The organism is Chitinophaga sp. (assembly GCF_035564935.1).
Classification (GTDB): Bacteria; Bacteroidota; Bacteroidia; order Chitinophagales; family Chitinophagaceae; genus Chitinophaga.
The window spans coordinates 1-2847 of record NZ_DATMTE010001028.1; the positions used below are offsets into that span (position 1 = coordinate 1).

A 2847-nucleotide genomic window follows, 5' to 3' on the forward strand; every position below is an offset into this window, starting at 1 on the left:
ACTATGAAAATTGTTCCACTGCTGGGCCGGATCTTATTCGCCCTCATTTTTCTCATGTCCGGTTTGAATCATATTACCGGCGCCGGCGCTGATTATGCGGCGGCTGCGGGGGTGCCTGCGCCCGGTTTCCTGGTGCCTTTCGCCGGGCTGCTCGCCCTGCTTGGCGCGTTGAGCATCCTGCTGGGGTATAAAGTAAAATATGGCGCCTGGCTGATCGTGTTCTTCCTGGTGCCGGTTACCTTTGCGCTGCATAATTTCTGGACAGTAAAAGACCCTATGCAGCAGCAGATGCAGATGGCGATGTTCATGAAAAATGTGGCTATCCTGGGAGGCGCCCTGCTGCTGGCTTATTTTGGCCCGGGCCCTTACAGTATTGATAACCGCAAAGCATAAAGCAAAAAAGGGAAGGTGTTTAAGCCTTCCCTTTTTTGTTCTCTGATGGTAAACTATTCCGCCTGTTTACCTGTGTCGTTTTTCTTTGCCACATCTTCCAGGAGTTTTAGTCCGAGCAGCCCGCTGATGGGGCCGTTGGCGCCGTCGCCGCCGCTGATGAGCACATCCGGCATGATACGGATCTGCTGGGCGCCGATGGCTTCCATTACTTTCAGTTGGGTGAAGTTATTGCCACCCATGGCTTCCACAGCCAGTTTGTAGGATTCGGCGCTCGATTGCCCGATGGCCAGGATCTTTTCTGCTTCTGCCTTACCGGTGAGGGCAATTTTCTCTGCATCCGCTTTCGCAATCCACTCGGTACGTTCTGCTTCTGCTTTAGCCAGCAATCTTACCTTTTCCGCTTCACCGCTTGCCAGTAATTTCATCCGGTCGCTTTCCGCATTGGCCTGTAACCGCACGCTGTTAGCGTCGCCGGTGGCTTTTTTTACAGAGGCGTCTGCATGTCTTTCAGCGATCCATACGCCCTGGTCGGCTTTTACAATTTCCTTCTGCATTTCGGCGATCGCCGTTTCTTTTTCCAGGGTTTGACGGGTTTCCTGTGCCAGTCTTTCTGTATCGTAGGTGATTTTCTGTTCCTCCGCAATTTTACGGTCGGTCAGTGTTTTCATCAGTGTTGCCGGTGGTACGATGTCGCCTATGAGGGTATCCACACCAAATACGTTGTATTGGTCCAGCACCTGCCCGATATGTTCCTTGGCGGATGTTTGGCGTTCCTTCCGGCTGGTAAGGAAGCTGATCACGTCCGATCCCTGGGCGGAGTTACGGAAATAGTTGCCGATGGTAGGTTCCAGCACCTGTGTAACCAGGTTGCTCATATTACCGAAGCGGGCAATTACTTTGGGCGCTTCATTGGTGGGGATATGGATGATCTGCGCCACATCAAGATTGAAAGTAAAACCATCGCGGCTCCTCACCGTAATGGTAGAGAGGTTTTTATCCAGCTGGTGGGCTTCACTCCTGGCAGAGGCCCAGTTCAGCACCAGGTTGGTGGTGGGTACCAGTTCCACTTTCATAATATAGGGGTTAATGGGATATTTACCGGGGCCCAGTGGTTCGGCCCAAACGCCTTTGGTGCCTTTGGCCACAATGTTGCCGTGTTTAAATTCAGCGCCGCTGATATCCACGCCATCGTTACCTACAAACGAGATCACCACGCCTACATGGCCGATGGCGATTTCCGTCATACGCACCATTTCCAGTTTGGCAAACCAGGGGTTGATAAAGTAGGAGCCGGCCAGGATCACCTGTTCCTGCAGCCCTTTATAGCCGCCTTTATCGAGGAAGGCGTCTACATCCTGGAAGTTGTTGTGGTTGTCGATGGTTTTACCTGCGATGGAGCCGGTTTCAATGGCTTGTCCTTCCAGGGTGGTAACAATTCCCACGGCGTTATCAGGGATGGATAGCATGTCGGTGATTTCCACTTCAAACAGGAAGGTATTGATGCGGTAGGATCCGGGTGTGATAATGGCGGTTTGCCGGCCTTTGCGGCCGCCGTTCTGCAGGAATGCCACGGCATCCTGGAAGGAGTCGCATGCCACTTTGCGGGCCAGGATGGCGCCTGTTTCCAGTTCTGAACCATCTTTCGCCAGTACCAGTCCTATTTTACCGGTGGGGATGATAGTGAACGGCTGGAAGGTAACGCTGTACTGCCAGATCCATTTCCAGAAGTAAACGCCGGGAGCCAGTGTTTGTGCCTGGAAGCCGGCTTCCCCGTTGGTGGCAAGTATTCGGCCTTCCGGCAATTCCTGTTTGCCAAGCAGCACAAATTTTTTTGTTACCAGGCCTATACGGTCTTCCGGTACAATAACAACGCCGAAGCATATACGAAGAATTACTTTGTACAATATAAGGCATAGCAGGGGCAGGCCGATGAGCAAAGCCCATCTGATAAATGTGTTTTCCATTTGTTGGGTGGTTGTTAAGGTATGTGTTTGTGTAAAGATGAATTTAACAGCATGACTATACCGCTGACAAACAGGTCAGTCAATGATTTGGGCATGCAGGTCTGTTTCAGGGAAGTGGGGGCGAAGTGTTGAAGTTCGTGGTGATATATGATATCAGGATGTCGTTGCCGGAGCAATTATCAGATTCCATTGAAGAATAAATTACGATGTAAAATTGATTATTATTTTTTATCTGTCAAAATAATTTCAGAGAGATGATAACTACGGATAACATGAAAATTACACGTGAATACTCCTGGAGATGTTTGCAGATTGTTTCAGATAATCCCGGATATCTTTCTTTGATAAAATATTTAAAATTTCCTCCTTTTTTTTGATTTTTAGAAAAACGCCCTATATTGGGAGCTGTTTTACCATTTTTCACGCAGCTAAAACGATTTTTCTGAGCAAGTCAACCAAATAATGTTTTATATTTGTTTAGCTTAAACGA

General features: G+C 49.2%; 2 protein-coding genes. One reads left to right on the plus strand and one right to left on the minus strand.

The genetic code is table 11. The features are described 5' to 3' along the window. The coding region (locus VN105_RS26680; RefSeq protein WP_325645993.1) for a DoxX family protein at positions 1-393 on the plus strand (393 nt) is incomplete at its 5' end. A gap of 53 nt (positions 394-446) precedes the next feature. Here VN105_RS26680 and VN105_RS26685 read toward each other — a convergent pair. Continuing rightward, entirely contained in the window at positions 447-2357 is a 1911-nt protein-coding gene (locus VN105_RS26685; protein WP_325645995.1) for an SPFH domain-containing protein, read from the minus strand. Positions 2358-2847: the final 490 nt, after the last annotated feature.

What these genes read in the sequence shown, in the direction of transcription:
- VN105_RS26685 (WP_325645995.1), bottom strand. Translation starts at nt 2,357, where the DNA reads ATGGAAAACACATTTATCAGATGGGCTTTGCTCATCGGCCTGCCCCTG.